At 64.6% G+C, this 26937-nt stretch carries 24 protein-coding genes; 13 read left to right on the forward strand and 11 right to left on the reverse strand.

Translation table 11 applies throughout. The annotated features are described in order from the left end of the window. The first annotated feature begins 12 nt into the window (after positions 1–12). The 5 genes from dcd to ACE3SN_RS05275 all read left to right on the forward strand — a co-directional run bounded on the left by dcd (position 13) and on the right by ACE3SN_RS05275 (position 4683). Positions 13–567 carry a dCTP deaminase gene (gene dcd, locus ACE3SN_RS05255; RefSeq protein ID WP_374528159.1) on the forward strand — a complete coding sequence of 185 codons (555 nt, stop codon included), beginning with the start codon at positions 13–15 and terminating at the stop codon, positions 565–567. 57 nt (positions 568–624) lie between these two features. Next, complete coding sequence (locus ACE3SN_RS05260) at positions 625–1797, forward strand: acyl-CoA dehydrogenase family protein (protein ID WP_374528161.1); 1173 nt, start codon at positions 625–627, stop codon at positions 1795–1797. Between the two features lie 107 nt (positions 1798–1904). Further along, complete coding sequence (locus tag ACE3SN_RS05265; RefSeq protein ID WP_374528163.1) at positions 1905–3080, forward strand: trans-acting enoyl reductase family protein; 1176 nt, start codon at positions 1905–1907, stop codon at positions 3078–3080. Positions 3081–3085: 5 nt separating this feature from the next. Then, a complete protein-coding gene (locus ACE3SN_RS05270; RefSeq protein WP_374528165.1) occupies positions 3086–3454 on the forward strand; it encodes a limonene-1,2-epoxide hydrolase family protein in 369 nt (122 codons plus the stop codon). Then, positions 3451–4683 carry an MFS transporter gene (locus ACE3SN_RS05275; protein ID WP_374528166.1) on the forward strand — a complete coding sequence of 411 codons (1233 nt, stop codon included), beginning with the start codon at positions 3451–3453 and terminating at the stop codon, positions 4681–4683. The genes ACE3SN_RS05270 and ACE3SN_RS05275 overlap by 4 nt, the downstream gene beginning before the upstream one ends. On the opposite strand, the gene ACE3SN_RS05280 is transcribed toward ACE3SN_RS05275, so the two are convergent. Further along, the gene (locus tag ACE3SN_RS05280; protein WP_374528168.1) at positions 4680–5309 is read right to left on the reverse strand and encodes a TetR/AcrR family transcriptional regulator; all 630 of its coding nucleotides are present in this window, start codon (positions 5307–5309) and stop codon (positions 4680–4682) included. The genes ACE3SN_RS05275 and ACE3SN_RS05280 overlap by 4 nt on opposite strands. Positions 5310–5406: 97 nt before the next feature. On the opposite strand from ACE3SN_RS05280, the gene ACE3SN_RS05285 reads away from it, so the two are divergent. The 3 genes from ACE3SN_RS05285 to ACE3SN_RS05295 are packed head-to-tail and all read left to right on the forward strand — an operon-like array spanning position 5407 to position 8721. Continuing rightward, positions 5407–6426, forward strand: coding sequence for a VOC family protein (locus ACE3SN_RS05285; RefSeq protein WP_374528170.1), 1020 nt, complete (start codon positions 5407–5409; stop codon positions 6424–6426). Beyond that, on the forward strand, positions 6423–7262 hold the full coding sequence (locus ACE3SN_RS05290; RefSeq protein WP_374528171.1) for a fumarylacetoacetate hydrolase family protein: 840 nt from the start codon (positions 6423–6425) through the stop codon (positions 7260–7262). The genes ACE3SN_RS05285 and ACE3SN_RS05290 overlap by 4 nt, the downstream gene beginning before the upstream one ends. 4 nt (positions 7263–7266) lie before the next feature. After that, positions 7267–8721, forward strand: coding sequence for a bifunctional 3-(3-hydroxy-phenyl)propionate/3-hydroxycinnamic acid hydroxylase (locus ACE3SN_RS05295; protein WP_374528173.1), 1455 nt, complete (start codon positions 7267–7269; stop codon positions 8719–8721). A gap of 281 nt (positions 8722–9002) precedes the next feature. Here ACE3SN_RS05295 and ACE3SN_RS05300 read toward each other — a convergent pair whose 3' ends face one another. From ACE3SN_RS05300 to ACE3SN_RS05320, 5 genes are read right to left on the reverse strand one after another with little or no spacing between them, the layout of a single operon-like run. Next, positions 9003–10283, reverse strand: coding sequence for an MFS transporter (locus tag ACE3SN_RS05300; RefSeq protein WP_374528175.1), 1281 nt, complete (start codon positions 10281–10283; stop codon positions 9003–9005). Next, positions 10255–10848, reverse strand: coding sequence for an RBBP9/YdeN family alpha/beta hydrolase (locus tag ACE3SN_RS05305; RefSeq protein ID WP_374528177.1), 594 nt, complete (start codon positions 10846–10848; stop codon positions 10255–10257). The genes ACE3SN_RS05300 and ACE3SN_RS05305 overlap by 29 nt, the downstream gene beginning before the upstream one ends. After that, positions 10845–11897, reverse strand: coding sequence for a 3-keto-5-aminohexanoate cleavage protein (locus ACE3SN_RS05310; protein WP_374528179.1), 1053 nt, complete (start codon positions 11895–11897; stop codon positions 10845–10847). The genes ACE3SN_RS05305 and ACE3SN_RS05310 overlap by 4 nt, the downstream gene beginning before the upstream one ends. Positions 11898–11912: 15 nt before the next feature. Next, a complete protein-coding gene (locus ACE3SN_RS05315; protein WP_374528181.1) occupies positions 11913–12761 on the reverse strand; it encodes a TauD/TfdA dioxygenase family protein in 849 nt (282 codons plus the stop codon). Then, complete coding sequence (locus ACE3SN_RS05320) at positions 12758–13741, reverse strand: quinone oxidoreductase (protein ID WP_374528183.1); 984 nt, start codon at positions 13739–13741, stop codon at positions 12758–12760. The genes ACE3SN_RS05315 and ACE3SN_RS05320 overlap by 4 nt, the downstream gene beginning before the upstream one ends. Before the next feature lie 107 nt (positions 13742–13848). On the opposite strand from ACE3SN_RS05320, the gene ACE3SN_RS05325 reads away from it, so the two are divergent. After that, on the forward strand, positions 13849–14844 hold the full coding sequence (locus ACE3SN_RS05325; protein ID WP_374528184.1) for an AraC family transcriptional regulator: 996 nt from the start codon (positions 13849–13851) through the stop codon (positions 14842–14844). A gap of 187 nt (positions 14845–15031) precedes the next feature. Here ACE3SN_RS05325 and ACE3SN_RS05330 read toward each other — a convergent pair whose 3' ends face one another. From ACE3SN_RS05330 to ACE3SN_RS05345, 4 genes are all read right to left on the reverse strand, one after another. Continuing rightward, positions 15032–15865 carry a shikimate dehydrogenase gene (locus ACE3SN_RS05330; protein WP_374528186.1) on the reverse strand — a complete coding sequence of 278 codons (834 nt, stop codon included), beginning with the start codon at positions 15863–15865 and terminating at the stop codon, positions 15032–15034. Positions 15866–15933: 68 nt separating this feature from the next. Further along, positions 15934–18909 carry a TonB-dependent receptor domain-containing protein gene (locus ACE3SN_RS05335; RefSeq protein ID WP_374528187.1) on the reverse strand — a complete coding sequence of 992 codons (2976 nt, stop codon included), beginning with the start codon at positions 18907–18909 and terminating at the stop codon, positions 15934–15936. Between the two features lie 76 nt (positions 18910–18985). Next, positions 18986–20224: an MFS transporter gene (locus ACE3SN_RS05340; protein WP_374528189.1), complete on the reverse strand. Its 1239-nt coding sequence runs from the start codon at positions 20222–20224 to the stop codon at positions 18986–18988. 71 nt (positions 20225–20295) lie between these two features. Then, entirely contained in the window at positions 20296–20946 is a 651-nt protein-coding gene (locus tag ACE3SN_RS05345; protein WP_374528191.1) for a TetR/AcrR family transcriptional regulator, read from the reverse strand. Between the two features lie 257 nt (positions 20947–21203). On the opposite strand from ACE3SN_RS05345, the gene ACE3SN_RS05350 reads away from it, so the two are divergent. The 4 genes from ACE3SN_RS05350 (at position 21204) to ACE3SN_RS05365 (ending at position 26791) form a co-directional block, all read left to right on the forward strand. Next, positions 21204–23081 carry a bifunctional sugar phosphate isomerase/epimerase/4-hydroxyphenylpyruvate dioxygenase family protein gene (locus ACE3SN_RS05350; RefSeq protein ID WP_374528200.1) on the forward strand — a complete coding sequence of 626 codons (1878 nt, stop codon included), beginning with the start codon at positions 21204–21206 and terminating at the stop codon, positions 23079–23081. A gap of 31 nt (positions 23082–23112) precedes the next feature. After that, entirely contained in the window at positions 23113–24105 is a 993-nt protein-coding gene (locus ACE3SN_RS05355) for an alpha/beta fold hydrolase (protein ID WP_374528193.1), read from the forward strand. Then, positions 24102–25679, forward strand: coding sequence for a carboxylesterase/lipase family protein (locus tag ACE3SN_RS05360; RefSeq protein ID WP_374528195.1), 1578 nt, complete (start codon positions 24102–24104; stop codon positions 25677–25679). Before ACE3SN_RS05355 ends, ACE3SN_RS05360 begins: the two co-directional genes overlap by 4 nt. A 128-nt stretch (positions 25680–25807) precedes the next feature. After that, entirely contained in the window at positions 25808–26791 is a 984-nt protein-coding gene (locus ACE3SN_RS05365; RefSeq protein WP_374528197.1) for a hypothetical protein, read from the forward strand. A 17-nt stretch (positions 26792–26808) separates the two neighbouring features. Here ACE3SN_RS05365 and ACE3SN_RS05370 read toward each other — a convergent pair. After that, positions 26809–26937, reverse strand: a 129-nt coding sequence (locus tag ACE3SN_RS05370) for an aldehyde dehydrogenase family protein (RefSeq protein WP_374528202.1), incomplete at its 5' end; no start/stop codon positions are given.

Here is a 26937-nt window from a genome sequence, read left to right on the forward strand (position 1 = left end):
AATCACATTGCCATGTCGATTCTCAGTGACCGTTGGATCCGCGAAGAAGCCCGCCGCACGGGCATGATCGAACCCTTTGTCGAGCGCCAGCAGCGCGATGGCTGCATCAGCTATGGCCTTTCGTCCTATGGCTATGACGCGCGCGTGGCGGATGAATTCAAGGTATTCACCAACGTCCATTCGGCGGTGGTCGATCCCAAGAACTTCAGCGAAAACAGCTTTGTCGACATGAAGACCGACTGCTGCGTCATCCCGCCCAACAGCTTCGCGCTGGCCCGCACGGTCGAATATTTCCGCATCCCGCGCGACGTGCTGGTGATCTGCCTGGGCAAGAGCACCTATGCCCGCTGCGGGATCATCGTGAACGTCACCCCGCTGGAGCCCGAATGGGAAGGCCACGTGACGCTGGAGTTTTCAAACACCACGCCGCTGCCGGCCAAGATCTATGCCAACGAGGGCGCCTGCCAGTTCCTGTTCCTGCAAGGGAACGAGCCTTGCGAGGTGTCCTATGGCGACCGCAGCGGCAAATACATGGGCCAGCGCGGCGTCACCCTGCCCAAGCTATAGACCGAAGCGCTGATCGGCCCAACGCCGACAGTCCCAATCCAGAGAGGATCTGCGCCGATGACCGCCCCGCTGTTCGATCAATGGCGTTCGCGCTCCCCGCACTATGACGAGAGCCACGAGGCCGTCTGCGACACGGTCCGCGCTTTCGTCGCGCGCGAAATCACCCCCAACGTCGATGCCTGGGAAGCCGCGGGCGAGCTGCCGCGCGAACTGCATCGCAAGGCGGCGGCGGCGGGCGTGCTGGGGCTGGGTTATCCCGAGGAATTTGGCGGCACGGGCGACGGGTTCAACCTGTTCCATTCCCTCGTCCAGACCGAGGAACTCGCCCGGCCCGGCGCGGGCGGGGTCTGCGCTTCGCTGATGACCCACGGGATCGGCCTGCCTCCGATCCTCGCCATGGGCAGCGAGGACATGAAGCGCCGGATCGCGCCGGACGTACTCGCGGGCGAAAAGATCATCGCGCTGGGCATTACCGAACCCGGCGGCGGATCGGACGTTGCCAACCTGCGCACCAAGGCCACGCGCAAGGGCGCAGCCTATGTGGTGAACGGTGAGAAGACCTACATCACCTCGGGCGTGCGCGCGGACTACATCACTCTGGCGGTGCGAACCGGCGGCCCCGGCATCGGCGGCATTTCGCTGCTGCTGGTCGAAATGGACCGCCCCGGCGTCTCGCGCACGCCGCTTGCCAAGATGGGCTGGCACGCCAGCGACACGGCGACGATCCACTTCGACGAAGTCGAGGTGCCGGCCGAAAACCTGATCGGCCCTGAAAACGGCGGCTTTGCCGGGATCATGCGCAACTTCAACGGCGAGCGGCTGGGGATGAGCCAGCAGGCCAATGCCTTTGCCCGGATCTGCTTCGAGGATGCGCTGGATTGGGCACGCCAGCGCGAGACCTTCGGCAAGCCGCTGATCACCAACCAGGTGATCCGCCACAAGCTGGCCGACATGGTCCGCCGGATCAGCCCGACCCAGGCCTGGATCGACCAGTGCGCGTGGTGCGTGGTCAACGGCAAGGCCTTCCCAGGCGATTTCGCGCTGCTCAAGGTGCAGGCGACCCAGACCATGGAATTCTGCGCGCGCGAGGCCTGCCAGATCCTCGGCGGGGCCAGCTTCATGCGCGGCAGCCGGATCGAGCGGATCTACCGCGAAGTGCGCGTCATGGCGATCGGCGGCGGGAGCGAGGAAATCATGTTCGACCTCGCCAGCCGGCAGTACCACTTCTGAGCGCACCGATGCCGTAGCGGCAGGCGAAATCAGTTCGACATTGCTACCGAACCTGTGCAGTTTCGGCTTAGCCGAACACGAAGATTCGGCCGCAATGGAGAGCTTGAATGACTGCGAAAGCTGATCGTCCGTTCGATATCGTCGTCTATGGCGCCACCGGCTACACCGGCCGCCTCGTCGCCGAATATCTTGCCCACCACTATCAGGGCAAAGGCCCGAAATGGGCGATGGCGGGGCGCAGCGCAAACAAACTTGCAGAAGTGCGCGACCTGATCGACGCGCCCGCCGATACCCCGCTGATCGTCGCCAATTCCGATGATCCCGCCAGCATGAAGGCGCTGGCCGAAAGCGCCCGGGTGATCGTCACCACGGTCGGCCCCTACCAGCTCTATGGCGAGCCGCTGCTGGCCGCCTGCGTTGCTGCCGGCACCGACTATGCGGACCTGTGCGGCGAGCCGGTGTGGATGCGCCAGATGGCCGACAAGTACCACGAAGCGGCCAAGGCATCGGGCGCGCGGATCGCGTTTTCCTCTGGCTTCGATTCGATCCCGTTCGACCTCGGCGTGTTCATGCTCCAGCAGCAGGCCAAGGCCCGCTTTGGCGCGCCCGCTCCGCGCGTGAAGTGCCGGGTGCGCGCGATGCAGGGCGGCTTTTCGGGCGGCACTGCGGCCAGCCTGACCGCGACGATGACCGCGCTGGGCAAGGATCCCAGCCTGGTGCCATACATGGTCAGCCCGTTTGGCCTGACCCCCGGTTTCGAAGGCCCCGCCCAGCCGAGGAGCGACGCGCCCGAATATGACGAGGCACTGGGTTCGTGGTGCGCCCCGTTCATCATGGCGGTGATCAACACCAAGAACGTCCACCGCACGAATTTCCTGCTCGGCCATCCCTACGGCACGGACTTCGTCTATGACGAAATGGTCCTGACTGGTCCTGGCGAACAGGGCGAGGCAATTGCCAAGCACATGGCGGTCACCCCGATGATCGGCAATCCGAACGATCCCAAGCCCGGCGAGGGGCCGACCAAGGAAGAGCGCGACAACGGCCACTATGACGTGCTGTTCACCGGCGAATACCCCGACGGCCGCACGCTGCGCTATGGCGTGAAGGGCCGCTACGATCCGGGCTATGGCTCGACCAGCCGGATGCTGGCCGAAACCGGGATCGCGCTGCTGTCCTGCACCGCCCAGGGCGCCATCGCCACCCCCGGCGCGCTGCTGGGCGAGGCGCTGGTCAAGCGGCTGGGCGAGCACGCCGAGATCACCTTCGCTGCCGAGGACTGAGCGCCATGGCAGACAACGTTGCCATCGTGCGGCAATTCATCGCCGCGTGGTCGCGGCTCGATGTCGATGAACTGGTCGGCTATTTCACCGACGACGGCATCTACCACAACATGCCGATCGCCCCGGTGCAGGGCCATGCCGCGCTGCGCCAGTTCATCGCGGGCTTCGCGGGCGGCTGGGCGAGCACGGAATGGGAGGTGCGCCGCATCCTCGGCGCGGGCAACGTGGTGATTGCCGAGCGGATCGACCGGACGGTCGCTGGCGGCAAGACCATCGAACTGCCTTGCTGTGGGGTGTTCGAAATGGAAGGCGGCAAGATCAAGGTCTGGCGCGACTATTTCGACATGGGCACCTACACCGCGGCCCTGGCGTGAGCCTGACCCCGCAGGCCAGCGAGTGGCAGCTGGGTTGGCGGATCGTCGCGGGGGCGGCGATCGCCAATGCCACGGGTATATCGCTGGTGTTCTACACCTTCTCGATGTTCCTGATCCCGATGGCGCAGGAACTGCACCTGACGCGCGGCCAAACCGGGATGGTCCAGGCGCTGATCATTACCGCTGCGCTCGGCGCCCCGCTGATCGGCCGGCTGGCCGACCTGTTCGGCTTCCACCGGGTGTTCATCGGCGCGACCGTGATCATGACCGTGATCGAGCTGACCCAGGCCAAACTGATGGACAGCCTGACGATGTTGGCCATCACGGTGGCTTTGTCGGGGATCGTCGGCGGCGGCGCATCGGCCGTGCTGCTGACCCGCCCGGTCAGCGCCCATTTCCGGCGCCACCGCGGCATGGCTTTGGGCATTGTCGGAGCCGGGGCCTCGATCTCGACCATTTTCGTGCCCCCGATCCTGCAACAGGTGATCGACGCGTGGGGCTGGCGGCAGGGGTTCTTCACCCTGGCCATGATCGCCTTTGCGCTCGGCATGCCGCTGGTCCTCGCCCTGATGCCGCGCGGCGCGGCCATGGCTGCCGCCGCACAGCCGCTGACCGGAGGAGCGGGCGGAAAGAACGACAGTTCGTTCCTTAAGGTGCGTGATTTCTGGCTGCTGGTCGGCTCCAATTTCGTTGCCGCCATGGCGATCTCGGGGGCAATCAGCCAGCTTTCGCCGATGATCCAGGACAAGGGTCTGTCCGCCGCAACAGCGGCGCTGGGCCTCTCCGCCTTCGCCGCCGGACAGTTCGTCGGCAAGATCGGAGGCGGGTGGCTGCTCGACAAGCTGGAGCCCCGGCTGGTGGCGCTGACCCTGCTGATTCTGCCCAGCTTCGGCTTCGTGCTGTTCCTGGGCGAACAAGGCGTGGCCGCCGCCGCGCTGGCAGCCTGCGCGCTGCTGGGTATCTTGCAGGGCGCGGACATGGGCATCTTTGCCTATTTTATTGCCCGCCGGTTCGGCCCGGCACGCTATGGCACGGTGTTCGGCGCGCTGCATGGGATTGGCTGGATCGGCACGGCGCTGGGGATCGTGGGCTTCGGGCTGACCTTCGACCATTTCGGCAGCTATGCCCCGATCCAGATCGCCTCGATCGGCCTGCTGGTCCTGGCCGCGCTGCTGTTCATCCCGATCCGGCTGGACGCGGAAGAGGCGGACGAGCCGACCGTTTCCTAAAGCGCGCGGGCGGTCGCCTCGGCGACGGCCCGTGCACGCGGTTCGGGAACGCCCAGGCCGGTCAGCCCCAGCACCAGCATCTCGCGCAGCCGCCCCGCCGCATCGGCGCGGGTCGGCCGGCGCTCGATCACGTTCAGCTGGACGATTTGGCACAGCCCCAGCCAATAGCGCACCCCGCTGCCTGCCGCCTCCGCCCGGGCCAGCCCGGCATCGATCAGGCGCTGAATATCGGCGCGAATGCCCCGGTTCAGTTCGTGGCTTTGCCCAGTCGACAGTTCCAGCCCGCGCAGCATCACGATGGCCCGGTCGCGCTCGGTCAGCGCGAAATCGACCGCGACGCGCATTCCCCCCGCCAGCCGGGCTACCGGATCGGTAACGCCCTGGTTGATCGCGCCGACGCGCTCTTCCACCTCGGCCCGCACGGCGGCGCCAATGGCATGGGCAAAGCCCGGCTTGTCGGTGAAGTGATTGAAAAAGCTGCCCTTGGCCACACCCGCCCGGGCCACCACCTCGTCGATTGCGATCGCATCGATCGGGCGTTCGGCCATCAGTTCGAACCCGGCCGCGAGCAGCGCCGCGCGGGTACGCGCAGCGCGGGGGTTGAGCGGTTCGGGGCGGCTGGCCATGCACCCTCGATACACCACTTGACTGTCTGGTCAACAGCGCTAATTTGACCAAACAGTCAAGTGCGAATCACAAGGTTCGCCGGGCGGGAGAGAGAGCTTGAGCATCATCCGCATCGAAGACATCGCCCACGTGCGCTATGGCGCGCCCGACCTTGCGGCCATGCGCCGGTTCCTTGAGGACTTCGGCCTGTCGTGCTTCGAGGATGGCGGACGGCTTTATGCCCGCGGCACCGATGGGCGGCCGTTCCTGCACGTTACCGAGCCGGGCGAAGCGGGCTTTCGCGGCATCGGCTTTCGCGCCGAAACCGTCGCCGATCTGGAAGCGCTGGCCGCGCACGAAGGCGTGGCGGTGGAAGACCTTGCCGAACCGGGCGGCGGCAAGATCGTGCGCCTGACCGATCCCGATGGCTTCAAGGTCGAAGTGGTCGCGGGGCAAGCCAAGGCCCAGGCCAGCCTCCCCTTTGCCGATCCGCCGCGCAACACGGCTGCCGCTCGCCCGCGCTTTCGCCAGCTGGTGCGCCTCACGCCAGGCCCGGCCCACGTGCGGCGGATCGGCCATGCCGTGCTCAACGTCTCGGACTTTCGCCGGTCGGAAGCCTGGTACAAGCAGCGCTTCGGCTTCCTCACCTCGGACGAGGTCGAAGCCGCCAAGGACGTGCCGCTCGGCGCGTTCATGCGCTGCGACCGGGGCGACAAGCCGGCCGATCACCACACCCTGTTTCTGGCGCAATTGCCGCAGAAGCTCGACATCCTGCACGCCGCTTTCGAAGTCGCCAATCTCGATGACCTGATGCTCGGCCACCAGCACCTGAAAGCCGCCAAACGCGATGCCGCCTGGGGCGTGGGCCGTCACATCATGGGCAGCCAGGTGTTCGATTACTGGCGCGATCCCTGGGGCAACGAGCTGGAACACTGGACCGACGGCGATCTGCTGACCGCGGCCGACCCGCCCCAGAAGATGCCGATGAGCGCGCTGCTGGCGGTGCAATGGGGCAGCCCCCACCCGATGTTCGCCGGCAAGCTTCCGCCTCCGCCCGGGCTCGTCGCCTTCTTCACCGCACTCACTTTGCGCATCAAGCGGCTGTTTCGCCGCAACCCGAAAGGAACCCCCGCATGAAGCTCGCCACCTATCAAGCCAACGGCCAGACCCGCACCGGGATTGTGGTGGGCGACAGCATCGTCGATACCGGCCTCGATGGCACGATGATCGACCTGATCGCCCGCTGGGACGAAGTGAAGCCCCAGCTTGAGGCCAAGGCGGCGGCGGGCGGCGGCGTGCCGCTCTCCTCTGTCCATCTCTGTTCGCCGGTGCTGCGCCCGGGCAAGATCTTCGCGATCGGGCTCAACTATGCCGACCATATCGCGGAATCGAAGATGGGCACGCCCGAAAAGCAGGTGTGGTTCACCAAGGCCCAGACCAGCGTCAATGGCCCCTACGATCCGATCCTGATCGCGCGCGGCACCATGACCAACGATTACGAAGCCGAGATGGTCGCGGTAATCGGCAAGCGCGCCAAGCACGTCAGCGCGGACGAGGCGAAGGCCTATGTCTTTGGCTACTGCGTCGGCAACGATGCGACCGAACGCATGACCCAGCACGCCACTCCGCAGTGGTCGCTCGGCAAGAGCTTTGACACCCACGCCCCAATGGGCCCGTGGCTGACCACGGCGGACGAAATCGGCGATCCGCACCGCCTCGGCATCCGCTGCTTCGTGAACGGCGAAAAGCGCCAGGATTCGAATACGCAGCACCTCGTCTTCAACCTGTGGGAACAGATCGCCCACCTTTCGGCCGCGATGACGCTGGAGCCGGGCGACGTGATTTTCACCGGCACCCCGGGCGGCATCGGCGCGGCGATGGATCCGCGCCGCTTCCTCCAGCCCGGCGATGTGGTGCGGATCGAGATCGACGAGCTCGGCCACATCGAAGGCACCATGCAGGCGGAAGGATAAGGGCATGACCGTGGGAACGGAATTCGACTGTGACGTGCTGATCGCCGGCGGCGGCCCTACCGGTGTCACGCTGGCGGTGCTGCTGGCACAGCGCGGCGTGAGGGTGATCGTTGCCGAAAAGGAAGCCGAGATTTATCCGCTGCCGCGCGCGGCGCACCTCGATCACGAAACGATCCGGATCCTGCAGGAAGCCGGTGTGGCCGATGCGGCGATTGCCACCAGCCGGACCACGCCGTTCTATGACTTCCGCAATGCCGCCGGGGATATCCTGCTGCGGTTCGAGGGCAGCGACCGGATCGGGGCGGGCGGCTGGCCGGTAGGCAACATGATCCACCAGCCCAGCATCGAGGCGGCATTGCGCGCGAAGCTGGCTGAATATCCCTGCGCCCGGCTCAATTCACGCTGGGAACTGCGCGACTTCTCCGACGACGGCACCGGCGTGACGGCGCGGCTCGCCACGCCCGAGGGCGAACGCACCGTGCGCGCCGGCTACCTTGTCGGGGCGGACGGCGCGCGCAGCCCGGTCCGCGAGGCATGCGCCATCGGCTTCGAGGATCTGGGCTTCGAGGAGCCCTGGCTGGTGGTGGACACCATCGTCGAGGACTATTCCCGCCTGCCCGATCGCAATCTGCAGATCTGCGATCCCGTGCGGCCCACCACCTGTGTGCTGATGGGCGAAGGCCGGCACCGCTGGGAATTCATGATCCGCCCCGGCGAAACGGCGGAAGCGATCAGCGCCGACGCGATGGTCGAAGCCCTGCTCGAGCCCTGGGACGTCAAGGGCGCCGTGCGGCTGGAACGCAAGGCCGTCTACACCTTCCGCGCCCGCATTGCCGAAGAGTGGCGCAAGGGCCGCGTGCTGCTGGCCGGGGATGCCGCCCACCAGACCCCGCCCTTTGCTGGACAGGGCATGTGCTCCGGCCTGCGCGACAGCGCCAACCTCGCCTGGAAACTCGCCGCAATCATCAACGACGGGGCGCCTGACAGCCTGCTCGATAGCTACCAGCCCGAACGCGAACCCAACCTGCGCGCCACGATCGAGATGGCGATCATGATGGGCCGCACGGTCTGCATCACCGATCCGGCAGCTGCCGCGATGCGCGATGCGCAGATGATCGCCGCGCGCGCGGCTGGCCAGTCGCCTGACGGCAATGTTGCCTACCCCCCCATCTCGAGCGGGATGATCCTGATCGGAACGCCCGGCGCGGGCAGCTATTTCCCGCAGCCGTTAGGCGAGAATGGCGAGCGGCTCGACGATGTGCTGGGGCTTGGTCACTGGCTGCTGACGCGAGCCGATCTCGACCAGCCCCGCCTGGCCCCGTTCCGCGCGGCGTTGGGCGAATGGTTCGACACGCATGATGTCGACGCGGTACTCGTCCGCCCGGATCGTTACGTCTATGGCACTGGCCAAGCGGATGACCTGAACAAGCAATGGAGCGCCGCTCATACGGCTCGCTAACTGCAGCAAATGGAGCGGGTGAAGGGAAGCAAAGAATTGACTTAGAAGTCTGATTTAAATCGTATTTTTGATAATATGCTCTGACAGTGCCCCCCAAAATGGCCCCCAGCGGACCTTGATGCTTGTGGAAAGTCTCAATCTACCAGGCCAGCGACTGGCGAGATTGTCCGCTATTGCGAGCGGAGGGGGCCGGCCGAAATTGAGGGCGCGATTGCCGCAAGCTGACGCGCGTTCACATCGTGTGATCAGACCCCGTGAATGGCCGCTTATGCCAATTGACGTCACCGCGCCTCGAGGCGCGCCTCTAGATCATCCAGATAGCTGCGGCGCATCAGCGCATAGGTAAGCGCGGCCAGCAGGCACGGGACCGGCAACAGTCGGAACGCCTCGGTCAAGCCAATCGTGTCGGCGATCCGCCCGGTCAGGATTGGTCCCGGTGCCAGTCCGATCAGGTTGTTGGCGAGGGTCAGGGTCGCAAAGGCAGAGCCGTGGATGGCCAACGGCGTCAGGTTGGCGACCATCGCACCCACCGGCCCGACTGTGCCTGCGACAAGGAACATGGCGATGCCCAGCAGGACCAGTTGCGGCATCCCGGGCGGCAGCAGCATGGCCAGGAACAGGCTCAGCGCGGTGCCGAGACAGTAGGCGATGGCAAGTACGATCTTGGCTTTGGGCTGATTGCGCGCCAGCCGGTCGCTGGCCATGCCGCACAGAATCATACCCGAGCCGCAGATCAGCAGAAGTAGGGCGGCGAGCGAGCCGGCCTTGTCGACCGGCAGGTGATAGACCCGGTTGAAATAGCTCGGCAGCCAGGCCGGCAAGGCCCCGGCCGCGAACAGCTGCAAACCACTGGCGACGTAGGCCAGCCGGACCGAGCGGTTACCGACTAGGTCGCGCAACGGGGCCACCTGCGAAGCCTGTGCCGCGCAGCCAGTATCCGCCAGCGCTGCAATCCGGCGCTCCTTGACAAGCAGAGGGTAAAGGATGCCAAGCACCAGCCCGGCGAGGCCAATTGCGGCAAAGACTGTGCGCCAGCCGTGGCTGGCGGCAATGGCTCCGCCAATCGCCACGCCCAGCACCTGGCCGAACAGACCTCCGGCCATGAATGCGGCCGAGAGGGTGGCGCGCAGCCGCGCCGGGAAGACCGAGATGACCACCGCGATGCCGACGCTGCCATAGGCCGCCTCGCCAATCCCGACCAGCGCGCGGCCAATCAGCATGGTCTCGAAGCTCTCCGCCGCGGCGCAGAGCAGTGTCGCGACGCTCCACAGGATCGCCATCAGCGCCAGGCTCCGCACCCGGCCCCAACGGTCGGCGGCGAGCGAGAGCGGAAAGGTCAGGATTCCGACCATAATCGCGACGATGCCCGATAGCAGCCCCAGTTGGGTGTCGGTCAGGCTCCATTCGGCCTTGAGCAGGGGGAATACCGCATTAAGCACCTGCCGGGCCATGTAATCGGAAATCAGCAGGCCAAAGCTGAGCGCGAAGACTAGCCAGGCATAGGTCGTAACCCGGTCCGGGCCGCCGGGCCCATCAATATTCTGCGCAATCGGTCCGGCCATGGCCTGTTCTCTCCCCGGATGGCCGCTGCTTGATCAATTCGTGGCCATCGAGCCAGGGCCCAAAACCGGCCGGTGGATTGAGGTGGCCCACCTCCCCCGCATCATGCAGTTGCGCACCCCAATCGTGGGCCATGTCGGCTACCCGGTCGAACTCGGCAAGCGGATCACTGCGGCTTGCTACGACCAGGGTCGGAAAGGGCAGCGGCCGGCGCGGGATCGGCAGCCAACCATTTGCAGAGAGGTCTTCATAGGACGGGTAGCCCGGCGGCAGCGGATGCTCGACATCGGCCGGCGTTGCCAGCAGCGCCGCCCTGATCGACCGGGTCGGCGCGAGCGCCCACTGTGCGACCATCAGGCATCCAGCGCTGTGCGCGGCAATTACCACTTCACCTTCGATGGCGCGCAGTGCGGCGTCGAGCGCGGCAACCCGTGCTGACCGTAACAACCGATACTCAGTGAGCGGTGCAACCGTCACCGATCCCGGAAAGGCACGGGCAGCATGGGTCTGCCAGTGGTCCTCGACATGGTCCCGAAGGCCGGGAACGAAGAGGACCGTCGCACTCATGCCGCGGCGCGGATTGCCGGGCGGCGCGGCTTGGGCTGCGGGTTGGGCAGCCAGCCGTTCTTTTCGAGCGTTTCCTCGACGCTCGAATAGAAGGTCCCGATCTGGTAGATCTCTTTGGCTTCCTTGCCGCTGGCAATCGGGCGGTAGAGTTCCTCTGAAATCCGCACCATCTTCTCGATCTGCTGGACCGATGTGGCGCGCTCGCCGCGGCGCCCCCACAGGTTGTCTTCCTGGCCAACCCGGACATGCAGGCCCATGGCAATACCCATCACGGTCAGCGGATACATTGAGCGCATCAGGCCTTCGACCGTGCAGACCGCGTTCTGCGGCAGGCGGTTGACGAACTCCATCAGGTTGCGCGGGTTCGGGCCATCGTGGCCGCCACCGATCGAGACCCAGTTGCAGACCAGCGGGCCCATGTAGTGGCCATTTCGCACCAGCCGCTCGACCGTTTCAAGATCGCGCGCACAGCCGATCTGGAAGTGGGTCTGGATGCCAGCCGCGGTCAGGCGCTTCATGTGTTCCTTCATGAACTTCGGACCGGCGTCGTAGTACATTTCGGTATAGGCTTCGCGGTAGACGTCCCACATCGTGGTGCCGCCCGCGTCTTCCTCGGTGATGAGCTCCATCACGTTCATCTGGTTGGTATTGACCGCCAGTGTCACCTGATCGGGAGTCGGGGTCAGGTCAGCCAGCATGTGGCGAGTATCATCGTCGAGCCACTCGGCCGCTGCGCTCTCGCTCTTAGGCGCAAAGCTGATCGAGCCGCCGACCTGCAGCACCATGTCGGGCACGGCCGTGCGCAGCCGGTCGAGCATTTCATTAAAGCGGTCGAGGTCCTTCGAACCTGTGCCATCGGGTTCGCGGACATGGAGGTGCAGCACAGTCGCACCGGCATTGTAGCAATCGACGGCCTTCTGGACCTGATCGGCATAGCTGACCGGAATGTCGTCGCTATCCTGCGGCATGAAGCTTGGCGCATAGGGCGCGACCTGGATGACCAGCGGATCCTGGTATTCGGGCAGCAGGCTTTCGTCGAAGAACTGCATGGTCTTTCTCCTGTCCTAGAAGGGTTTGTCACCGATGATGCCTGCGCGCTCCATCTGGCGGACGCAGGGCGGGTAATCCATCACGGCGTAATGCTGGGTGCAGCGGTTGTCCCAGATTGCAATCGAGCCGGGCTTCCACCGCCAACGCACCTGGTATTCGGGGATCTGCGCCCGGCCAATCAGGTAGTGCAGCAGGTTTGCCCCACCGGGTGCGTAATCCTGGCCGTAGCGGACGTTGGCGGCGGTGTGATAGTTGGTGAAGTGGGTGGTGAACCCACATACGTAGAGCGATTTTGCCCCGGTTTCCGGGTGCGTGCGAACCACCGGGTGCTCGGCATCGGGGAACTGGGCCTTCAGCGCCAGGCGCTTTTCATCCGGCATCCGAGCCCCGAAGCTGGCCTCGATCGAATGACGCGCCTTCAGCGGAGCGATGGTTTCCTTGATGTGGTCGGCCAGGTCCTCATAGGCCCGCTCCATGTTCGCCCACATCGTATCGCCGCCGACCGGCGGGCAGGTAATGCAGCGCAGCACCGCGCCCATCTGCGGTGCCTCGCGCCAGGTCGTGTCGGCATGCCACGAGTTCTCGTAGAAATCGGGCGGGGAGTTCTCGTCCTTGTAGAGCCGGACGAGGCCGGGATTTTCGGGATCGCTTCCGGCAACCGGATGGTCTTCCAGCGGTCCGAATCGCTCGGCAAAGGCGACGTGATCGGCCCGGCTGATATCCTGATCGCGCAGGAACAGCACCTTATGGCGCAGCAGCGCCGCCTTGATCTCGCCAAACAGGTCGTCGCTCCGCACGGCTTCGGCCAGGCTCACGCCGACGAGTTCGGCGCCGATGTGCTGGGTGAGTTGTTCGATCTTCATAGCACGAACACCGATGAGCCAAGGGTCTTGCCCGCTTCGAGATCACGGTGTGCCTGCGCGCACTCTTCAAGTGCGTAGCGCTGGCCGATCTCCACCTTAATGCGCCCCGCCGAGAGGTTGTCGAACCAGAACCTGGCCAACTCGGCGCGTTCGGCCGAATCAGCGAAGAAGTCGGCAAAGGCCGGCCGGATAAAATAGACCGAGCCCTGGAGCATCAGCTGAAAGGCATCGATGGGCGGGAAGGGACCCGAAGCTGTACCGCACCCAACCAGCACGCCGCGCCGCCGTAGCGACTTCAGTGAGCCTTCAAAGGTATCCTTGCCCACGGAGTCAAACACCGTTTGCACGCCTTCGCCGCCAGTCAGTTCCTTGACGCGCGCGGCAACATCCTCGCGCCGGTAAAAGATGATCTCGTCACAGCCGAGCTCGCGGGCCTTTGCGGCCTTTTCCTCGGTCGAGACGGTGCCGATCACCCGCAGGCCGAGTAGCTTGGCAATCTGGATCGCCAACAAGCCAACCCCGCCGGCCGCCGCATGAAGCAGAATGGTGTCGCCTGCCTTGAGCCGCGGATCGGCCTTCATCAGCCAATAGGTTGCCGAGAGGCCACGCATGGTCGAGGCGGCGGCTGTTTCAAACGAGACGCATTCCGGCAGCTTGAACAGCGGCGCGGCGGGCATGACCCGCTCGGTCGCGTAGGCGCCCAGCGGGCCGCCGTTATAGCTGACCCTGTCACCAACCGCGACGTGGGTCACCCCTTCGCCGACGGCCTCAACCGTGCCAGCCCCTTCGACGCCGATCCCGCAGGGCGGCTGGACCGGATAATAGCCCGAGCGGAAATATGTATCGGCAAAGTTGCAGCCAACAGCCGCGTGCCGAATCAGCACTTCGCACGGACCCGGTGTGCCGACCTCGACGTCCTCCACCATAAGGACTTCCGGACCGCCAGTTGTGTGGGAACGTACAGCCTTCGCCACGGTCATTGCTCTCCCAAGCTCTCTGACTTGATACTAGGTGAGTCGGGGCTTGCGGTTTTCACATTTCATGACATTGTTTTTCCAATTGGCGTCACGAAGCCAGCGGAGAAGCGATGACTGAACTGGTCCGCGTTGCGGCACTGACCAGCTATTTCGAGACGATGGCCGGACTGGATTGCGATCCGCGCCCTTTGCTCAAGGAGCAGGGGCTGTCGGCCGACCTGCTGGTCAATCCGGAACAGCTGATCCCGGCCCGCGCCGCGATCCGCCTGCTCGAGCGCAGTGCGGCGGTCACTGGCTGTATGACGCTCGGCCTGCGCATGGCTGAGGGTCGCGCGCTCGCCAACCTCGGCGCGACCAGCCTGCTGATCGCCCACCAGCCGACCTTGCGCCATGCGCTCACCGCGCTGCGCGAATTCCGCGCCCGAATCAATTCGACGCTGGTACTCCATGTCGAGGAGATCGACGACGACGCAATCCTGCGCGAGGATTTCGCCCTGCGCCTCCCGGAACCGTCGCGGCAGTCTTCGGACCTGGCGCTGGGCGTGCTGATGCGGCTTTGCAGCGAAGTGCTGGAACCTGGTTGGGCACCGCGACTGGTCTGCTTCTCACACCAAGGTCCGCCGGCAGCCGACCTGCCGATCTTTGCCCGCGTGTTCCGCTGCCCGGTGCAGTTCGACAGCGAGCTTAACGGGTTGATCCTGCGCCAGGCCGATCTAGACCGCCCGAACCAGCGCGCCGATGACCAGCTGGCGCGCCATGCCCGCAGCTTGCTCGATACCGTCATGAGCCCGGCCGAGCGAACCGCCATCCAGGATGTCGACCAGCTGATCCGCCTGCTGATGCCAGCCGGGCGCGCCTCGATCCAGAACTGCGCCGCTTCGATGGGGGTGACGGTGCGGACCCTGCAGCGGATGCTCGATGCCGACGGGACAAGCTTCAGCGTGCTGCTCAACGAGGCGCGGATGCAGCTCGCGACCCAGTACCTCGCCAATCCCCGCATGCGGATCACCGATATTGCGGAAATGCTGGGATATAGCTCAATCGGGGCCTTCAGCCGCTGGCACAGGCAGATCTTCGGCGTGCCGCCCCGCTTGGTACGACGGTGAGGATCGCAGTCACACGTCACTCCATTGGTTTAGTTGGTCGCGCATTACACTTCTACCTGCTTAACCAACGACCGTTCTCAGCAGTTTGGTTTGGAGTGCTCGACGGCAGCAATGTCGGCGTTTCAGGAGGAGCTTCGTGACGACGACGCATTGCTCATGCGCTGGCTGTGATCAATGAGCCCTGAGCCTACCCACCAATGAAGCTCTTGCGCATCCGGGCGCTGTCGGCGCGGTTGCCGGTGAAAATCTCGAAGGCGCGCGCAGCCTGGCAAACTACCATGCCACTACCATTCAGTACCCGGCAGCCGCGCTCGTGGGCGATGCGCAGCATCTCAGTCTCGATCGGAAAATAAACGATGTCGGCAACCCAGTGGCGCGGCTCGATCAACGCCGGGTCGATCGCCGTGCCGGGGTGGGCGGCCATACCCATTGGCGTCGTGTTGACGATGCCGTCGACAGCGCTTGTCTTCAACGCATCACCTGCGCAAGTGACAACGCGTCCGGCACCATAATGTGCTGCAAGTCGGCGCGCGAGCACTTCTGCACGAGTCATGTCGACATCGGTGATTTCCAGCACGCCGACACCATGGGAAAGCAGGGCATTGGCGACCGCCGCACCGGCGCCGCCCGCGCCAAGTTGCAGTACACGGCTGAGTTTTGCACCCGGCAGGCCTTCGGCCAAGCTTTCCTGAAAGCCGGTCTTGTCGGTGTTGTAGCCGATCAGGCGGCCCCCGCGCATGGCGACGGTGTTCACTGCGCCTACCGATGTGGCGCATTCCGCCAGTTCATCGAGCAGCGGCAGGACTGCTTGTTTGAACGGAAAGGTAACATTCACGCCGCTGAACCCGTCATCGGCCAGTCGGCGCAGGAGCGGCCCGAGGGCATCGTCGGCGAGACCGCGCTCGGTGAAGTCGAACAGCTCGTAAGTCAGCTCAAGGCCTTGCGCCCTAGCTTCCTGTTCGTGGAGCCAGGGAGAACGCGATGCCATGATGGCGCGGCCAAGGAGCCCGGTTCGAAACATCTTGTCCTTCGTCTAAAAGAGGCCGGTGCCCATAATGCAAGCATTACGGCACCGGCCTTCAGGGTGGATCAGAAGCCGAACTTCACGCCGACGTAGAATGAGCGGCCGATTGCGTCATAGAGCGCGGTATCGGTGCCGTTCTGCGAACTCGCCACGAAGGGCAGGTCCTTGTCGAACAGGTTGGTGACCCCTGCGCGCAATTCGAAATCCTTCGTCAGCTTTACGTTCGCAAAGAGATCGAACAGCGAATAGGGCGCCACGCCAACCTGCGCATTGGCCGGGGTGAGGACAGCCGAGTTGTCCTTCAGGCCGCTCTGGTAGCGCCAGCGCAGACCGACACCCAGCGTGTCCGACTTGTAGCCAAAGGTGGTCAGGCTCTTCCAACGCGGAGTGGCGCGCGGCGGGATCGAACCCGGGTTGGTACCGCCAACGCTGACGCCAGTGTAGTCAAGGAACGAGGCGCCCGGCAGCAGCTGAATCTTGTAGCTGTTGAGCCAGCCGATCGCCGAATCGACATAGAGCTTGCCGGTCTGGCCCAGGAACGGCGCGGGGACACCCCAGTGGACCTGCACTTCGACCCCGTCGGTCTTGAGCTGGCCGAGGTTGAGGTATGGTGTCGCGACGTTGAGGATCTGGCCGGTCGAGGAATCGCGACTGATCAGTGTGCAGTATTCGTTAGAGGCGCTGTATGTCGGGTTCGAACCATCGAGGTTGAAACACTTCGACAGCACGGTCAGGCCCGGAACGGTCGAAATCACGTTCTGGATCTTGATGTTGTAGTAATCGACCGAGAGCGAGAAATCGCCGAGCAGGCCGCTGGTGCGCGGCGCATTGAACACAAAGCCGACATTGAAGGTATTGGCCCGTTCCGGGGTCAGCGTGGTGTTGCCGCCCACGACCTGACCGGTAGCCGTGGTCGGGAACTGGTAGCTGCCGATCACCGACGAGGGCACGCCCTGCGTTACGCACAGGTTCGCTACACTGGTTCCGTTGGCGCCGGTGCGGGCGCTGGAGCGCACGTCGCAAGGATCGCCCAGCGAGCTTGGCGGGGTCCCGATAACGAGCTGCGTGCCCTGCGGCGGCGAGAACAATTCGCCGATGTTGGGCGCGCGCACCGCGCGCTGATAGCTGCCGCGGATCAGCAGGTTTTCAACCGGCCGCCAGCGAGCGTCAGCCTCGTACGAGGTGACCGAACCGGTCACCGAATAGTCCGACACGCGAACCGCCGCACCAACGCCCAGTTCATAGAAGAACGGCTTGTCGGCCAGCAGCGGCACGTCGACTTGTGCCGCGAATTCCTTCACCGACAGCGACTTCTTCGACACCGGCAGGGTGTTCACCACGCCTTCGATGTTACCCGCCGTATTGGTCGGCGCGTAGATGTTGAAGGCGTTGGGCGCGACGAGGTCGGCGTCGGGCGAATAGGAATAGGTGTTCTTGCGGTAGTTGGCGACGAACGCAACCTGCACCGGGCCGGCACCAAGATCGAACAGGCGGCCGTTGACCTGGCCCTGAACCTGCGCCTGACCAAGCTTTTCGACGCTACGGGCATCCTTGGTGATGAAGGCCTGGCACTGCGGCGACAGTGAGCGAGCATTGGCATCGCCAAAGGGATTGAACCCGCCGGCGCAGATCGAGGCACCGCCATCGGGCGCATTGAGCAGCTGTTGGACCTGGCTCTTCAGGACCGCGTTGTGCATCGTCTGGTTGTGGTGGCTCTCGTCATAGCTGGCGAAGACGTCAAAATTCCAGCCATCGGCGATTTCGCCCTTGAAGCCCGCGAGGTACTGCAGGACCTGGTAGTTTTCGTCCCAGTTCTTCCATGGCACGCCCACGTAGCGGCCATTCCAGGTGAAGTTCGCGGTCGGGTTCGGGCGCGAGGCGAGGATCGTTTGCAGGTCGGCCGGAATGAACGGATTGGTCACCGGGATCGAAGTCAGCGCCGGGAACTGCGTCAGGCTGCCGCCACTGGCCGTGTTGACGGTGAGGTCCACGTACATGAACTGGCTGTAGACGTTGAGGTTTGGCGCAACGTCGTAATCTGCCTTGAGGAAGGCGGTCTTGCGTTCGAGCGAGTTGAGCAGTTGGGCCTGCTGGCCGACCGGCATGCGGACGTTGCCACCGATCACCATGTAACCGTTGGCGTCGGTCGGACCCTTGTAGTTCACCGCGCCGGTCTGGACGAATAGGGTGCCATCGTCGTTGAAGCCGAGGTTCTGGGTATTATTGCGGGTGCCGGTGTAGCCATAGGTGGAGAACACCGCCTGCTCGACCCCTGCGTTCGGCAGGTTCGTGGCGCTGGGGACGAAGGTGCCGTAGCCGATGTACGACGAAGGCGTCTTGTTGTGGAAGAAGTCGCGCGAACCGCCGGCCAGCGGGTCCTGCTTGGTGTAGCTGAATGCGGCGGTGACATGGCCGGCGCCGTCGGCAAAGCTCGATCCGAACGCGACCGAGCCGCTGAACTTGTTGGCATCGCCCCGGCCGCTGATCGAATCCATCAGATCGATCTTGACCCCGTCGAAATTCTTGATGGTCTTGAAGTTGACCACGCCCGACATCGCGTCCGAACCATAGACCGCCGAAGCGCCACCGGTGATCGTGTCGATCCCGCCAATGATCGAATCCGGCAGGATGTTGATGTCGACGTTGCCCGCGATGTCCGAGATCGGCAGGCGCTTGCCATCAAGCAGCACAAGGTTGCGGTTTGTGCCGAGGCCGTGAAGGTTGATCGAGGCGCGCCCGCCGGTGCCCTGGCCGCCGGTTGCGGCGTTGCCACCGACGGTGAAGCTGGGGATCTGGTTCAGCGCATCGTTGAGGTTGGCGGCGCCGCTTTCCTTGATGGCAGCTTCAGACACCGTGACAATCGGGCTGACAGCGGTGTTGTTCGGGCGCTGGATCAGCGAGCCGGTAACGACGATGACTTCGGCGTCATTCGAAGTGTCGGCGCTGTCCTGCGCGTCCTGGGCCAGCGCGGGGCTCGCCAGGGCGACAGCAAACGAGAACAGTGAAGCGGAGACCGCGAGGCGCGGGCCAATCTTGTGCATGGTTATCCCTCCCATTGCCGGCACTTTTGCCAGCCTGCAGGCAGCGCATTTATGTTACGAACTAGTTCCTGTCAATTTATTCAGGAGCAGATTCTTCCGAAAGTCGCCGAACCACCGCAACACAGGCCGCGCAAAGCAGCAGCGGAACGCAATAAGCGGCAAAAAGCAGTGGGAGGGCGACCTTGACTGCCAACAGGTATCCGCCAAACATCGGACCTATGATTGCGCCGCTGCGGCCGATTCCGATCGCCCAGCCGATGCCGGTCGCGCGAAACGCCGCGGGATAGGCTGACGCCGCCAGCGGCCAGACCCCGTTGTAGCCGCCTTGCAGCAGCACCCCGATGAGAAACGCTGTGGCCAGCGTTGCACCTACTGACATCGACACCGAACCGAACAGCAGCATTGCTGCCGCCGCAGCGCTCAGCATTGCGGGCACCAGTCGCCCCAGCGGCACACGCACCGCCAGCACGCTCATCGCCGCCGTGCCGACGAAGGCGCCGAGGTTGTAAAGCGCCCCGGCATAGATCCCGTTGGTTTCCGACAGGCCCGCCTCGATCGATAGCTTCGGGATCCAGCTGACGATGAAGTAGAGCACCATCAGGCCAAAGAACACAGCGCCCCATAGCGCCAACGTGCGTTTGCGGAAGGCAGGCACGAACAGCGCCGCTACCCGCCCCGCAGGCGCGCCGTCGGCAGCGACAGGCGCTCGGACGCCAGCATCGCTCAGCATTTTCCAGGCGATCGGGAACAGGACGACGGTGATTGCCCCCGCTCCGGTCAGTATCTGCTGCCAGCTATAGTGCGGCAGCAGCTGTGCGATGACGAGACCGGTAAACACCGCCGCAAACGGATAGCCGGCCTGGACCATGCCGACCGCCAGGTTGGCATGACTGGGCGGCGCGCTTTCGGCGGCCAGCGCTGCCATCGAGGCCAGCACCGTTCCGATCCCGGCGCCGACCACGACCCGCAAGGCAAACAATTCGGTGACGCCTCCGGCATAGCCGCTCGCCAGCATGCCCGCCGACATGAGCGCTAGTGCGGCCAGGATCACCCGCCGCCGCCCGAACCGGTCAGCCAGCGGTGCAATGCCCATCCCGCCGATCGCCATGCCGAGCAGGCCTGCACTGAACAGGTTGCCCATGACTGCCGCATCGATCTGCCAGTCCTGCTGGATGCGCGGGGCGATGTAGGACAGGATCGTGACGTCGATCCCGTCGGCCATATTGATCGCGAAGCACAAGGCAACGATGCCGAAGGCTTGCAACGTCCAGCGGTCGGAACCGCCGGCCTCGGCAGTGATGGGGTTGGCAGCCATGATCCTCTTTCCCGGTTATGTCCGGGCAACGCGCATGCGATCAGGCGACCGGGCGCAGGGCCCCGCGCGAGTCAATCCTTGCGCGATACCCAGGCGATTATGATGTCCGCCACCTGGCTCGCCCGGCGTTCGATCGCGTCCGTGCTCGACATGTCGATCCCGAAGTTGTGCGAGAAGGTGAACTGGTTGGAGACGTTGTAGAAACTCAGCGCGGTAATATTCATGTGCAGTTCGACCGGGTCGATCCCGGCACGAAACGAGCCTTCGGCCTCGCCGCGCGCGATGATCCGCGTCAGGATGTCGATGACCTTGCGGTTGCCCTGCGGCAGCTCCGAAATCTGCTTCAGGTGTTCGGCGCGGTGGATGTTTTCGTTCATCACCAGCCGCACCAGTTCCGGGTGCTGCGAGTGATAACGTACGTCGTGCTCGATCAGGCGGCGTAGCGCATCGACTGCGCTGCCGGTTTCGATATCGACACTGCTCTCGCTTTCACGCACCCGCTTGTAGGCGCGCTCAAGTACCGCGCGGTAAAGCTCGTCCTTGCCCTCGAAGTAGTAGTAGATCTTGCGCTTGGTGGCCTTGCCCGCGATCTCGTCGATCCGCGCCCCGGCCAGGCCCTTTTCGACGAACTCACCGGTCGCGATGTCGATGATCTGGTTGATCGCCTGCTCGCGAGCTTCGGCATGGCTGCGGCGCGGCGGCTTTTCGGATTTGGGCGGCACGGGCTCTGACGCGGGTGCGGTGTCGGGCAAGGCAACTGTTCCTTCGGACTTCAAGGCACGCGCAGTATCGCACGCGATTTCGCGTTTGATAGCGCCCTTATGCCGTGCCGTCTCTAGGACAAAGCCCATCATACTCTCTCGAATTTTTATGTTACGAACTAGTTCCTGTCATTTTTGCTTTTGTCAATGCCCGGCCAGTGATAGAACCCGCCCACAACCGGAATCGTGATGCCGGGAATGGGAGCATGGAAGGCGCGATGAAGACCTCGATCGCTACGGTTTCGATCAGCGGTGCGCTGGACGCCAAGCTGCAGGCGATCGCGGGCGCGGGCTATTCGGGCGCCGAGATTTTCGAGAACGACCTGCTCTCCACCCACCTTTCCGCGCGCGAGATTGCCGCGCTGATGGGCGAGCTTGGCCTTGCCTGCACCATGTTCCAGCCGTTTCGCGACCTCGAAGGACTGCCCGCAGCCCAGCGCCAACGCGCCTTTGACCGGCTTGAGCGCAAGTTCGACGTGATGGCCGAACTCGGCACCGATCTGCTTCTGGTCTGTTCGAGCTGTTCGCCGCTGGCAACGGAGGATCGCGGACAAATCCTCGCCGACCTGCACGAAGCCGGCGAACGCGCGGCCGCTCGAGGGATGCGGATCGGCTATGAGGCGCTGGCCTGGGGTCGCCACGTCAATGACCACCGCGATGCCTGGGCGCTGGTACGCGATGTCGATCATCCCGCTCTTGGCCTCGTGCTCGACAGCTTCCACTCGCTCGCGCGCAAGGTGCCTTCGAGCAGCATCGGCGATATTCGCGCCGACAAGCTGTTCATCGTCCAGGTCGCCGACGCGCCGCTGCTCGACATGGACTACCTTGGTTGGAGCCGCCATTTCCGCTGCATGCCGGGGCAGGGCGAATTCCCGCTCGACGACTGGGCCGAGGCGATCCGCAAGATCGGCTACGACGGTTACTGGAGCCTCGAAATATTCAACGACCGGTTCCGAGCCGGCTCCGCCAGCGGGGTCGCGCTCGACGGCTATCGCTCGCTGCGCTTGCTGGAAACCGGGATCGCCCGGCCATCGTCGGCCAGTGCCGCCATGCCCCCGCGCGCCGAGCCGACCGGGGTGGAGTTCATCGAGTTTGCAGCCAGCCAAGCCGAGGCCGAGGCGCTTGGCGCCATGCTCCGCCCGCTCGGCTTCAAGCCCACTGCACGCCACCGCAACAAGGACGTGACCCGCTGGCAGCAGGGTTCGATCAACCTCGTCATCAATTGCGAGCCGGAAGGGCTGGCCCACAGCTTCGACATCGTCCACGGCGCCTCGGTCTGCGCCATCGGGCTGGCAGTGGGAGACGTTCCAGCCGCGCTGGCCCGCGCCGATACGCTGTCCATAGCCCGCTTCGAGCAGGCGATCGGCCCGGATGAATGGCCGATCCCCAGCGTGCGCGCCGTAGGCGGTAGCCTGCTCTACCTGGTCGACAAGGCGACGCGCGACGCGATGTGGGTACACGAATTCCCCCATCGGCTCGAACAAGTCGATCCATCGCCAAATCTGGCCACGATCGACCACATCGCGCAGACTATGCAGTTCGAGGAATTCCTCAGCTGGCTGCTGTTCTATGTCAGCCTGTTCGATCTGGCGAAGACGCCGCAGCTCGAAATCGCCGACCCGATGGGACTGGTACAAAGCCAGGCGGTCGAAAGCCCCAACCACGCCGTGCGCTTCACGCTCAACGGCAGCCTGGCGCACCAATCGCTGTCCTCGCGCTTCATCCAGAACTATTTCGGCGCGGGCGTACAGCACATCGCCTTTGCCTGCACCGATATCTTCGCCGCCGCCGATGCAGCGATCGCGGGCGGGTTGGAGCGGCTTGAAATCCCGCGCAACTACTATGACGATCTCGAAGCGCGCTGGGGGCTGGACCCTGACCTGATCGAAGCGATGGCCGCGCGCGACATCCTCTACGACCGGACCGTCGAACCCGATGGGACCGAGGCTGAATACTTTCAGTTCTATAGCCGCGCGTTTGCGCGCCGGGTGTTCTTCGAACTGGTCGAGCGGCGCGGCTACAGCGGATACGGCGCTGTCAACGCCCCGATCCGACTTGCGGCGCAGGCCCGTTACAAACCGCAATTTTTCGACTGACGAACAATAATCGACTGATGGAGAGCCTTCGATGAACCTGACCAAGCCCGGCCTGCTGGCCGCTGCCGCCGCCCTGATGCTTGGCATCGCTGGCAACGCCGCCGCTTCCAAGCCGCGCGTCTTCGCGGTGGCCGATGCGCCCGTTCTCGAAGACCGCTTCCCGGTTCAGCCGGTGATCTTCCCCAAGGGGGTGAAGGCCTACCGCGACGTCGTCTACCAGCAGCTGCCCGGCTATATCCCGCAGGTCGTCGACATCTATGTCCCCGCCACCCAGGGGCCGCATCCGCTAGTGCTTTACATCCACGGCGGCGGCTGGATCGGCGGGCACACCCGCCATTCTGGCGCACTCGCGAACTTCCCGGGGGTTCTCGCCCAGCTTGCCTCGGAAGGCTTCACGGTGGTCAGCCTCGAATACCGGCTTTCGAGCGAGGCGAAATTCCCCGCGCAGTTGCAGGATTCCAAGGCCGCGCTGCGCTTTCTGGGCGACCACGCCGCGCTATACAAGATCGACACCAAGCGCGTGGGCATCTGGGGCGGATCGGCCGGCGGGCACCTGACCGCACTAACCGCGTTGACCTGCGGCAACACCGCGCTTGATCCGAATGCAGCCAAGGACATCTGCGCAACAGCAGCGGTTACCTGGTACGGCGTGTTTGATTTCGGCGCGCTCGTCGCCTCGCGCCCCGGCGGCGCGGACGACGCCGCTGTGCGCCTGATGGGCTGCAATGGCGCCTGCACCCCCGAACAGCTCGCGGTGGCTAGCCCCGTTACCTACATCGACCCTAAGGATCCGCCGTTCCTGCTGATCCATGGCGACGAGGACAAGGTGGTCCCCGTTGCCCAGTCGCACCTGGCCGAAGCACGGTTGCGCGCCGCCGGGGTTCCGGTCGAGGCAATTTATATCCCCGGCGTCGATCACAGCTTTATCGGCCATACGCCGGCCGAAACGCGCGATGCCACCAACCGCGCCACCAACGCCACGTTCGACTTCTTCCATGCCAAGCTGGGAGTGCCGTGGAAGTGATTGGCAGGGCAATAGCCACGCTGCTCCTGCTGTTGGCCGGAGCAGGCGCAGCCGAAGCCCGCCCGGTGCGTGTCGATGGCGGCCTGATCGAAGGCACCAGCCTGCCCTCGGGCGTCGATGCATGGTTGGGCGTGCCCTTTGCCGCTCCGCCGCTGCGCGACCTGCGCTGGAAGCCGCCGCAGCCGGTCGCCCCGTGGCGGGGGACCTATCACGCAGACCGCTTCGCGCCGGAATGCCTCCAGCCGCTGCGCAGCCCGCGCCAGAACCACTACTTCGGCAACGAGGCGACCAGCGAGGATTGCCTCTACCTCAATATCTGGGCGCCCAAGGGTGCGCGCAAGAAGGTGCCGGTGGTCGTGTGGATCTATGGCGGGGGCTTCAACATCGGCTCGGCCAGCATGGCCAACTATTCGGGCGAACCGCTGGCTAACGCCGGGGTAATCCGGGTCAACATCGCCTACCGCGTCGGCGCGCTGGGCTTTCTGGCGCATCCCGAACTCTCGGCCGAATCCGGCTATGGCGGCTCGGGCAACTATGGGCTGATGGACCAGATCGCCGCGCTGCAGTGGATCCAGCGCAATATTGCAAGGTTCGGCGGCGATCCCGCCAATGTCACCTTAGTTGGCCAGTCGGCTGGATCGATGTCGGTTGCACTGCTGCAACTCAGCCCCGAGGCAAAGGGCCTGTTCCAGCGCGCCGTTGGAATGAGCGGCAGTCCGTTTGGCAGGATGCTCGGCCCTGCCCCGCTCGACAAGGCCGAAGCGCAAGGGATGGCGCTGCAAAAGGAACTTGGCGCAACCTCGCTGGCCGATATGCGCGCACTACCCGGTGACAAGGTGGCGGCTGCCATGAGCCCCCGCGATCCGATTGTGCTCGATGGGTGGGTGCTCACCGGCACGGCCGAGCAAACTTTTGCCGCCGGCCGCCAGAACGACGTGCCTGTGCTGATCGGCTATACCCGCGACGAAAGCTTCCGTCCATTCGGCCCGATTTCCACCCTCGAAATGCTGGCCGCCGCCGTACGCGAACGGTTTGGTGACCGGGCCGATGCAATCCTTTCTGCCTATGCCGGCGAAGACCCCGCCCGCGCGGCTACCGATATTGCGCGTGACAGCACGGTCGGGCTGCAGATGTCCCAATGGGCGGCAGCGCAGGCGCGCTTCGGCAAGGCGCCAGCCTATGCCTATCTCTTCACCCGCCGCCAACCCTATGCACCGGGCATCACGTTCAGCGATCACGATCCGGCGACAGTCGGAGCCTATCACACCGGCGATGTGCCCTATTGGCTGCGCACCCGCGATGCGCTGAACCTGTTCCGTACAACGCGCATCTGGGAACCGGGAGACACGGCGCTGGAAGCCGAAATGTCCAGCGCATTGCTGTCTTTCGCGCGCACCGGCACACCGATCAGCCCCACGATCGGCCGCTGGCCTACCTTCGATCTCTCCCGCGCCCGCCTCGTGTGGTTGGGGCTGGAAAGCAAGGTGATCGACTGGCCGCATTTCGGCGATATGGACCTTTTCGCTGGCACGGCTCCGCTACCGCGCCCGATCGGATCGAAGCCGCGGGACTGATGCGTCGCTGGGCCATCACTGCGCTGGCCATCGCAGCATGGCTCCCCCCTGTGCAGGCACAGGTCCAGCAGTCTTGCCCATCCGATAGCGAGCTGGACTATGTTTGCGGTGCCCAGAAACCCGAAGACGTGCTGGCCCTGCCCGGTACGCGCTGGCTAATTGCCAGCGGGTTTGCGCCAGGTGCGGGGCTCAAGCTGGTCGATGCAAGGACCCGCACCCTGCGCCCCTGGTTCGAAGGATCGTCCGCGCAGGTTGCGTGGGACCGTCAGCGCTTTCCCAACTGCCCGGGGCCGCTCGACCCGGCCCTGTTCAACGCGCGTGGGATCGCCCTGCAAAACCTTGGGAAAAACCGTTGGCAACTGCTCGTGGTCAATCATGGCGGCCGGGAATCGATCGAAGCTTTCGAAATCAACGCCTCCGGCATGACTCCCTCGCTCACTTGGCGCGGTTGCCAACCGATGCCAGTGGGACAGGTAGCCAACGCGGTGGCTGCCTTTCCGGATGGGACCGTGCTTGCCACGGTGCTGACCCGCCCAGGTACGACCATCGGCGACTTCATGCTGGGACGCATCACGGGAGGCGTCTGGCAATGGCTCCCAGGGGCAGCGGCGTTCACCCTACTCCCCGGAACCGAGCTACCCGGCAACAACGGCCTCGAAGTCGATCCCGATGGGCAGCATTTCTATGTCGTCAGCTTCGGCTGGCATGCCGTGGCGGTATTTGACCGGCACAATACTGCAAAGCCGGTTGAGGTCGTTACAGCGCTCGACTTCATGCCAGACAACATCCATTGGACCGGGGGACACCTGCTGCTCACGGGGATGCGGCTTGACGAACCGGCCTGTGGGGGCCTGCGCAAGGTGGTGAACGGCAAGGCCGATCCCATGCTCTGCCATCGCGGCTGGGTTGTCGGGGAATTGGATCTAGCCAACCACAGAATTTCGACTTTCGCTTATGGTCGTCCACAAGCAGGATTCAATGGCTATTCGGGCGCGGCCCTCGTCGCCGGCGAACTATGGCTAGGCTCGTTTCAGGCTGATCGGCTGGCCGTGTTGCGGATCAGGGGCGCGGCAGAGCGTGATGCCGAGCCCCCGCCGTTGAGCTTGCTGTAAAGAACGAGAAGTAACGCTCAGATCGGAAAATGTCCGGGCTGGGTTTCGACGGTGATCCAGCGGGTTTCGGTGAAGCTGTCGATGCCCTGCTTGCCGCCGAAGCGGCCATAGCCCGAAGCTCCGACGCCGCCGAAGGGCATCTGGGC

The sequence above is a fragment of the Novosphingobium sp. genome, from assembly GCF_041915465.1.
Lineage (GTDB): Bacteria > Pseudomonadota > Alphaproteobacteria > Sphingomonadales > Sphingomonadaceae > Novosphingobium.

Excerpts from the sequence above, each read along its gene's own strand:
- dcd (WP_374528159.1), top strand. The coding sequence starts at position 13 with ATGTCGATTCTCAGTGACCGTTGGATCCGCGAAGAAGCCCGCCGCACG.
- ACE3SN_RS05260 (WP_374528161.1), top strand. The coding sequence starts at position 625 with ATGACCGCCCCGCTGTTCGATCAATGGCGTTCGCGCTCCCCGCACTAT.
- ACE3SN_RS05265 (WP_374528163.1), top strand. The coding sequence starts at position 1,905 with ATGACTGCGAAAGCTGATCGTCCGTTCGATATCGTCGTCTATGGCGCC.
- ACE3SN_RS05270 (WP_374528165.1), top strand. The coding sequence starts at position 3,086 with ATGGCAGACAACGTTGCCATCGTGCGGCAATTCATCGCCGCGTGGTCG.
- ACE3SN_RS05280 (WP_374528168.1), bottom strand. The coding sequence starts at position 5,309 with ATGGCCAGCCGCCCCGAACCGCTCAACCCCCGCGCTGCGCGTACCCGC.
- ACE3SN_RS05290 (WP_374528171.1), top strand. The coding sequence starts at position 6,423 with ATGAAGCTCGCCACCTATCAAGCCAACGGCCAGACCCGCACCGGGATT.
- ACE3SN_RS05295 (WP_374528173.1), top strand. The coding sequence starts at position 7,267 with ATGACCGTGGGAACGGAATTCGACTGTGACGTGCTGATCGCCGGCGGC.
- ACE3SN_RS05300 (WP_374528175.1), bottom strand. The coding sequence starts at position 10,283 with ATGGCCGGACCGATTGCGCAGAATATTGATGGGCCCGGCGGCCCGGAC.
- ACE3SN_RS05305 (WP_374528177.1), bottom strand. The coding sequence starts at position 10,848 with ATGAGTGCGACGGTCCTCTTCGTTCCCGGCCTTCGGGACCATGTCGAG.
- ACE3SN_RS05310 (WP_374528179.1), bottom strand. The coding sequence starts at position 11,897 with ATGCAGTTCTTCGACGAAAGCCTGCTGCCCGAATACCAGGATCCGCTG.
- ACE3SN_RS05315 (WP_374528181.1), bottom strand. The coding sequence starts at position 12,761 with ATGAAGATCGAACAACTCACCCAGCACATCGGCGCCGAACTCGTCGGC.
- ACE3SN_RS05320 (WP_374528183.1), bottom strand. The coding sequence starts at position 13,741 with ATGACCGTGGCGAAGGCTGTACGTTCCCACACAACTGGCGGTCCGGAA.
- ACE3SN_RS05325 (WP_374528184.1), top strand. The coding sequence starts at position 13,849 with ATGACTGAACTGGTCCGCGTTGCGGCACTGACCAGCTATTTCGAGACG.
- ACE3SN_RS05330 (WP_374528186.1), bottom strand. The coding sequence starts at position 15,865 with ATGTTTCGAACCGGGCTCCTTGGCCGCGCCATCATGGCATCGCGTTCT.
- ACE3SN_RS05335 (WP_374528187.1), bottom strand. The coding sequence starts at position 18,909 with ATGCACAAGATTGGCCCGCGCCTCGCGGTCTCCGCTTCACTGTTCTCG.
- ACE3SN_RS05340 (WP_374528189.1), bottom strand. The coding sequence starts at position 20,224 with ATGGCTGCCAACCCCATCACTGCCGAGGCCGGCGGTTCCGACCGCTGG.
- ACE3SN_RS05350 (WP_374528200.1), top strand. The coding sequence starts at position 21,204 with ATGAAGACCTCGATCGCTACGGTTTCGATCAGCGGTGCGCTGGACGCC.
- ACE3SN_RS05355 (WP_374528193.1), top strand. The coding sequence starts at position 23,113 with ATGAACCTGACCAAGCCCGGCCTGCTGGCCGCTGCCGCCGCCCTGATG.